This is a genomic window from Variovorax sp. 01T439_2 (assembly GCF_056398445.1).
In genome coordinates this window covers 1-6,211 of record NZ_JBFTPJ010000285.1, presented here as the reverse complement: position 1 = coordinate 6,211, position 6,211 = coordinate 1, and the positions used below count along the sequence as shown (strand labels likewise).

Annotated in this window: 4 protein-coding genes; 2 read left to right on the top strand and 2 right to left on the bottom strand. The window is 69.8% G+C overall.

Annotation, left to right across the window (positions count from 1 at the left end; genetic code table 11):
- Nucleotides 1-2: 2 nt before the first annotated feature.
- A complete protein-coding gene (locus AC1DOC_RS15140; protein ID WP_478130020.1) occupies nt 3-1,586 on the bottom strand; it encodes a hypothetical protein in 1,584 nt (527 codons plus the stop codon).
- A 7-nt stretch (nt 1,587-1,593) separates the two neighbouring features.
- Nucleotides 1,594-3,978, bottom strand: coding sequence for a type VI secretion system Vgr family protein (locus AC1DOC_RS15135; RefSeq protein WP_012745414.1), 2,385 nt, complete (start codon nt 3,976-3,978; stop codon nt 1,594-1,596).
- Nucleotides 3,979-4,058: 80 nt separating this feature from the next.
- On the opposite strand from AC1DOC_RS15135, the gene radA reads away from it, so the two are divergent.
- Both radA and AC1DOC_RS15125 read left to right on the top strand, forming a co-directional pair.
- Nucleotides 4,059-5,447 (top strand): DNA repair protein RadA, encoded by a 1,389-nt coding sequence (gene radA / locus AC1DOC_RS15130; protein ID WP_012745415.1) that lies wholly within the window; start codon nt 4,059-4,061, stop codon nt 5,445-5,447.
- 236 nt (nt 5,448-5,683) lie between these two features.
- Nucleotides 5,684-6,127, top strand: a complete 444-nt coding sequence (locus AC1DOC_RS15125) for a hypothetical protein (protein WP_018903874.1) — start codon at nt 5,684-5,686, stop codon at nt 6,125-6,127.
- Nucleotides 6,128-6,211 lie beyond the last annotated feature (84 nt).

Below are 6,211 nucleotides of genomic sequence, written 5' to 3'. Positions count from 1 at the left end.
GTTCAGGCTGCCTCGACGAAGGGCTGCGGATCGGGCAGGCGGGCGAACGCCGGCGGCTCGCGCCATTCGTCGACGCCCTGGTCCAGCGGATGGCTCACATGCGGCAGCCCGCTCCAGGCCGGATCGAGCCATTGGCGGCCCAGCGCGATGACGGTGCGGAACACGTCCTCGCTGCCTTGGACCCATTTCTCGCGCTCGCGCAGCAGGGTCTGGAATGCCTGCTCGTAGTGCTGCGCGAGCCGCGCCTCGATGGCGTCGATCGCGGGCCGCGGCGGCCGCTCGCCCAGCCGATGGCCGGCCAGGTCGGCTTCGGCCAGGGCCGCGCGCGCGTCGCGCTCGTAGCGGGTGGCGCAGTGCGCGATGCGCTCGCAGCGCCTGGGGTCCTGCATCACGAGCATGTCGTGCAGCAGCTGCGGCACGGTGCTCCGGGGGCGGTCGGCGTCGGCCATGGTGCGCGCCTCGCGGACGCCCGCCAGCGCCGAGGCCCACGCCCGGTCGCGCTCGCCGGCGCTGCGCCAGGCCTGGGCCGCGGCACGATGGCCTTCGACGGCGAACATGGCGTGGGGCACGCGGCGGGCCGCTTCGGCGGCCTCTTCGAATGCATAGGCGGCCTGCTTCATGTCGCCCGCCGCGGCCCAGGCCCCGCCTTCGGCCATCCAGCCCTGCATGAACAGCGTTGCACCCATGGGGTTGCCGGCCTGCGCCGCCTCGGCCGCCGAATCGCGGGCCCGGCGGTAGCGCGTGATTGACGCGCCGAAGTCGCGCGCCTGCAGCCAGGCACCGCCCACCATCATGTCGAGCACGGCGCGCTGGTCGGCCCAGCCGTTGCGCGTGGCCAGCCGCAGGGCGCGTTCGCCCGCGGCCTGCACCCCGGCCGCGTCGCCCAGGCGCAGCAGCGACAGCATGTCGGCATAGAGCTGGCGGAAGAGGGCCGCGCCGCTGCTCCCGCCGCCGCTCTGGGCGGCGATCTCGCGCGCGGCCTCGAGGATGTCCAGCGGCGCATCGACCACGCGCATCGCGCCCGCATGCCGCTCCACCAGCGGCTGCCAGGCGCGCGAGTCGCTGTCGTCCACCAGCACCAGCCGCAGCAGGCCGGCCTCCTGCGGCGGCATGGGCGTCTGCATTGCCGCATCGAACCAGCGCTCGAAGCAGTCCGCGTCGCTCACGCTGGCGGGCTGCAGCACGACCGACATGCGCTGGYAGCGCAGGTGCCGCGCCAGCGAGCAGCCGGCTTGCACGAAGCCGGCGGCGCTGTCCCAGCCGGGCTGGCCCTCTTCGTCCCAGCTGGCCGAGACACCCTGCTTCACGAGCTGCGGCCGGTTGTGCCGGTACGTGTCGATCAGCTGCTGCCGCAGTTCGCGGCTGTAGCGAAAGCCGGTCTCGAAGGCCGTGTCCAGCCGCAGGAAGAGATCGGGCGTGCTGTATTCGCTGTCGACCATCTGGAGCGTGAAGAAGGCCTCCAGCATGCGCTGCGAGTCGGGCGGCGCGCGCAGCACGATGGCGCGCAGCGCCGGGTCATCGGTGCGCTCCCACCACAGGTCGTGCAGCTGGGCCATGCGTTTCTCGACGGGGTTGCGTGTCGACATGGCGGCCTCAGCAGTTCAGGAAGATCTTGGTGCCGTTGACCGTGACGCCCGCGTCGTCCAGCATCAGGTTCGCGCTGCCGGCGCGCAGCACGATGCGCCCCGGCGTGACCTCCACCGTCGTGCCCTCGACATTGAGCACCACGCTGGTCGGGCTTGCATGCGTCATGGCGCCGGACGAGTAGGTGTCCAGCGTGCCGCCCTCGGCGCTCACGCCGACATTGGTCGAGGCCACGGCGGAAAAGTCCCCGCCCTGCGCGAACAGGCCCACGTTGAGGGCGGCCGTTCCATAGATGTTGGCGGCCGAACTGGTCAGGGAGAAGTCGCCCTGCGAAGTGGCCGAGGCCGGGCCGGCCGGCACGTTCAGCGTCATCGCGTCGTTGTAGGTGCCGGTGTGCGACTTGGCGCAGACCTGGTAGGCCTGCCCGATGGTGGTGGTCTGGCCGAGGGCGACGTTCCAGGTGTCGCTGTCCTGGACCGTGACGCTGCGGGCCTGCGTCACCGCGAGCGAATCGGCGCCTGTGACCGAGGTGCTCTGGTTGCCGGTGACGCTGGCGGTGCGGTTGGCCTTGGCGGTGTGGGTCTGGTCGCCGGTGACCGTGAGGGTCTCGGTGCCGGTGACCGAGTGGCTGCGGTTGGACTTGACGGTGACCGTCTCGTTGCCGTCCACCGTCTCGGCGCGCTGGCCATGGACCGTGATCGTCTCGTTGCGGTCCACCGTTTCCGTGCGGTCGTTCTTGATGCGACTGGTCTCGTCGTGGTCGACGGTCTTGGTGCGGTCGCGGCCCACCGTGTGCACCTCGTCGTTCTCGACCTCGATCAGCTGGTCCTTCTCCGCATGCAGCCAGAGCTGCTCTTCGCCCTTCTTGTCCTCGAAGCGAAGGGCGTTCGCGTTCTCGCTGGTGCCGCCTTCGGAACTGCGCGACAGCAGGCCGCTCTGCGTGGCGTTGGCCGGCAGCTCCCACGGCGGCATGTTGTCCGCGTTGTAGACGCGGCCGGTGATGATCGGCCGGTCGGGGTCGCCGTACTCGAAGTCGACCACCACCTCCTGCCCGATGCGCGGAATCTGCATGCCCCCGAAGTTGGTGCCGGCCCACGGCGAGGACACCCGCACCCAGCATGAGCTGCTTTCGTCCCGGGTGCAGTAGCGGTTCCAGTGAAAGCTGAGCTTCACGCGCCCGTACTGGTCGGTCCAGATCTCGCGGCCCGCGGGGCCGGTGACCACCGCGGTCTGCGGGCCGGCGGTGCGCGGCTTGGCCGCATCCGGGGTCGGGCGGAAGATGTTGCTTGCCGGGATGACCTCGAACTCGACGTTGCACTGGAACTCTTCCTGCCCCGTGGCGTCGCCCGCTTCCTGCAGCAACAGGCGTGCCGCGGTGACGAGGTAGTCGGCGTTCGCGCCGTCCTGCGGATGGCCGGCCAGCGTGAAGCGATGGCCGGCCGCCACGCCGCGCAGGTTGCCCGCGCCGCTGGCCACCTGCCCCGGCGCACCGGCTTCTTCCATGCGCGCACGCGCGAGCTGCTCGCCCTCGGATTCCACGGCGTAGTTGCCGGGCCACGCGAACACCTCCCGCGTGCTGTGCTGCGTGCGCCGCGGCATCGCGCGGGCCTGCGTGAGGTCTGCCTTGGGCCGCGTGAAGTCGAAGTCGCCGGTGACCCACTTTCCGCTTTGCAGGCCTTCGGACAGCCGGAAGCGGTGGCAATGCTCCTCGTTGGACGATGCCTGCATGGCGCCGAAGGGAACCTGCTCGTAGCCGCCGGCCGGAAAGGGCCGGTGCGACTGCATGTCGTCGACGATCACCATCGTGTGGCCGGCCTCGCCGTGCTCGAAGTAGTAGTACAGGCCCCACTCGTGCAGCAGGCGGCTCGCGAAGTCGTAGTCCGTCTCGCCATACTGCACCACGAACTCGCGCGCGGGATAGCTGCCCGTGGCTCGGACGGAAAGCGCAAAGCCGTACGCGCCGAGCACCTCGCCCACCGTGTCGAGCACGCTGTTTTTCTGGAAGATCCTGTAGTCGCGCGTTCGCTGCGCCAGGCTCAGCCAGGGCTCGATGACCACTTCGTAGAGCGCCCGCCTGTTCTCCAGGCGCAGGAAGCGGGCGCGCGTCACCAGGCCGGAAATGTGGCGCTCCTGCCCCGCGCCGCCGGGGCGCCCGTCGAGCAGGATGTGCACGCTGAACTCCTCGCCGATCAGGGGCTTGAGCTTGACGTTCGCCGCCGAGCGCGCATCGATGTCCGGCGACTCCGGCGTGGTCAGCGTGATGGTGTAGCTGTAGGGGCGGCTGAGGGATTCCTCCCCCTCCACCCGCATCGGTTCGAGTGCGTCCATGCCTGCGAGCGTGGGCATGGCGCTGGAAGTTGCGGCGAGCTTGCGGCCGCGGTTGAAGGCGGACATGGCGTTGAGACTCCCTAGGTTGGGCCCATATTTCCTTGACCAAAACACATTTCGCTTCTTGCGTCTCCCTACACTTCGGCATGGCCAAGGAAAAAACTCTCTTCGTCTGCAGCGAATGCGGCGGCACCAGCCCCAAGTGGCTCGGCAAATGCCCGAGCTGCGGCGCCTGGAACACACTCATCGAACAGGTGGCGGGCGGCAGCGGCCCGGCCAACAACCGCTTCGGCACGCAGTACGCCGCGCTGGCGGGCGTGTCGGAGCTCGCAACCCTTTCCGAAATCGAAGCGACCGACGTCGCGCGCACGCCCACCGGGCTCGACGAGCTCGACCGCGTGCTGGGCGGCGGCATCGTCTCGGGCGGCGTCACGCTGATCGGCGGCGACCCGGGCATCGGCAAGTCGACCTTGCTGCTGCAGGCGGTCGATGCGCTGCAGCGCGCGGGGCAGAACGCGCTCTACGTCACGGGCGAGGAAAGCGGCGCGCAGGTGGCGCTGCGTTCCAGGCGGCTTGGCCTGGACCACTCGCAGGTGCAGGTGCTGGCCGAGATCCAGCTCGAGAAGATCATCGCCACGCTCGACGCCACGCGCCCGGCCATCGCGGTGATCGACTCGATCCAGACCGTGTACTCCGACCAGCTCACCTCCGCGCCGGGCTCGGTGGCCCAGGTGCGCGAATGCGCGGCCCACCTCACGCGCTTTGCCAAGACCAGCGGCACGGCCGTGGTGCTGGTGGGCCACGTCACCAAGGAGGGCGCGCTTGCCGGACCGCGCGTGCTCGAGCACATGGTCGACACGGTGCTCTACTTCGAGGGCGACACGCATTCGAGCTTTCGCCTCGTGCGCGCCATCAAGAACCGCTTCGGCGCCGTCAACGAGATCGGCGTGTTCGCCATGACCGAGCGCGGCCTGAAGGGCGTCGCCAACCCGAGCGCGATCTTCCTGAGCCAGCATGCCGAGCCGGTGCCCGGCAGCGTGGTGCTGGTCACGCTCGAGGGCACGCGGCCGATGCTGGTGGAGATCCAGGCGCTGGTCGACAACGGCGGGCCGAGCCCGCGCCGCCTCTCGGTAGGCCTGGACCGCGACCGGCTCGCGATGCTGCTGGCCGTGCTGCACCGCCATGCGGGCGTGGCCTGCATGGACCAGGATGTGTTCGTGAACGCGGTGGGCGGCGTGCGCATCAGCGAGCCCGCGGCCGACCTGGCCGTGATGCTCGCCATCACCTCGAGCCTGCGCGGCAAGCCGCTGCCCAGGGGATTCATCGCATTCGGCGAGGTCGGCCTTGCGGGCGAAGTGCGCCCCGCGCCGCGCGGCCAGGAGCGCCTGCGCGAAGCGGCCAAGCTGGGCTTCAGCGTGGCCGTGGTGCCCAAGGCGAATGCGCCGCGCAAGGGCACGAAGGAGATCGAAGGTCTGACGATCCATGCCGTAGAACGTATCGAGGAGGCGATGGACGTGGTCCGCCGCCTGGATTAAGACCGGTTGCCAGGGAAAAAATGCCCGGCGCGCCAGGGGCGCGCCGGGCGATCCTCCCTGTTCCCACGATGTGTGCCATGTTGTGCTGGCAACCTCGGTTGCCTCTCCCTGAAGCCGGTTGCGTCGGCCCGTGCGGTGAAATGTGCCTGCTGGAACCGCGACTCAATGCGCTTTTCGGGGCGAGTACCGCCTTGCGCGCCTGGCAGTAGCAACGGCCGCTACCGCGCAAGGCGACAATGCGCCCCATGAATTTCCAGAAAATACTGGTGCCCGTGGGCGGCATCGTCCTGCTCGGGCTCGCATGGCGCAGCTACGGCTGGGCCGGCGTGGCGCTGACCGGCGGCGCCATCGTGATGTTCCTGCTGCTGCACTTCAACCGCGCGATGCAGGTGCTCAAGCGCGCGGCCGACCGGCCGGTGGGCTATGTGGCGAGCGCGGTGATGCTCAACGCCAAGCTCAAGCCGGGCGTGACGCTGATGCACGTGATTGCGATGACGCGCGCCCTGGGCGAACTGCGCTCGCCCAAGGACGAGCAGCCCGAGCTCTACCGCTGGACCGACACCGGCGGCTCGTATGTCGACGCCGTGTTCAACGGCGGCAAGCTGCAGAGCTGGACGCTGACGCGGCCCGAAGCCGCGCCCGACGACGCGCCGTCTTCCGAAGAAGACAAGGCGGGCTAGGAAGCAGCCAGGAAGAAGCGCTGCGCGTCAGAACGGCGCGTCTTCTTCCTCGGCTTCGGCATCGGCCGGCGTGGTGGTCGTGGG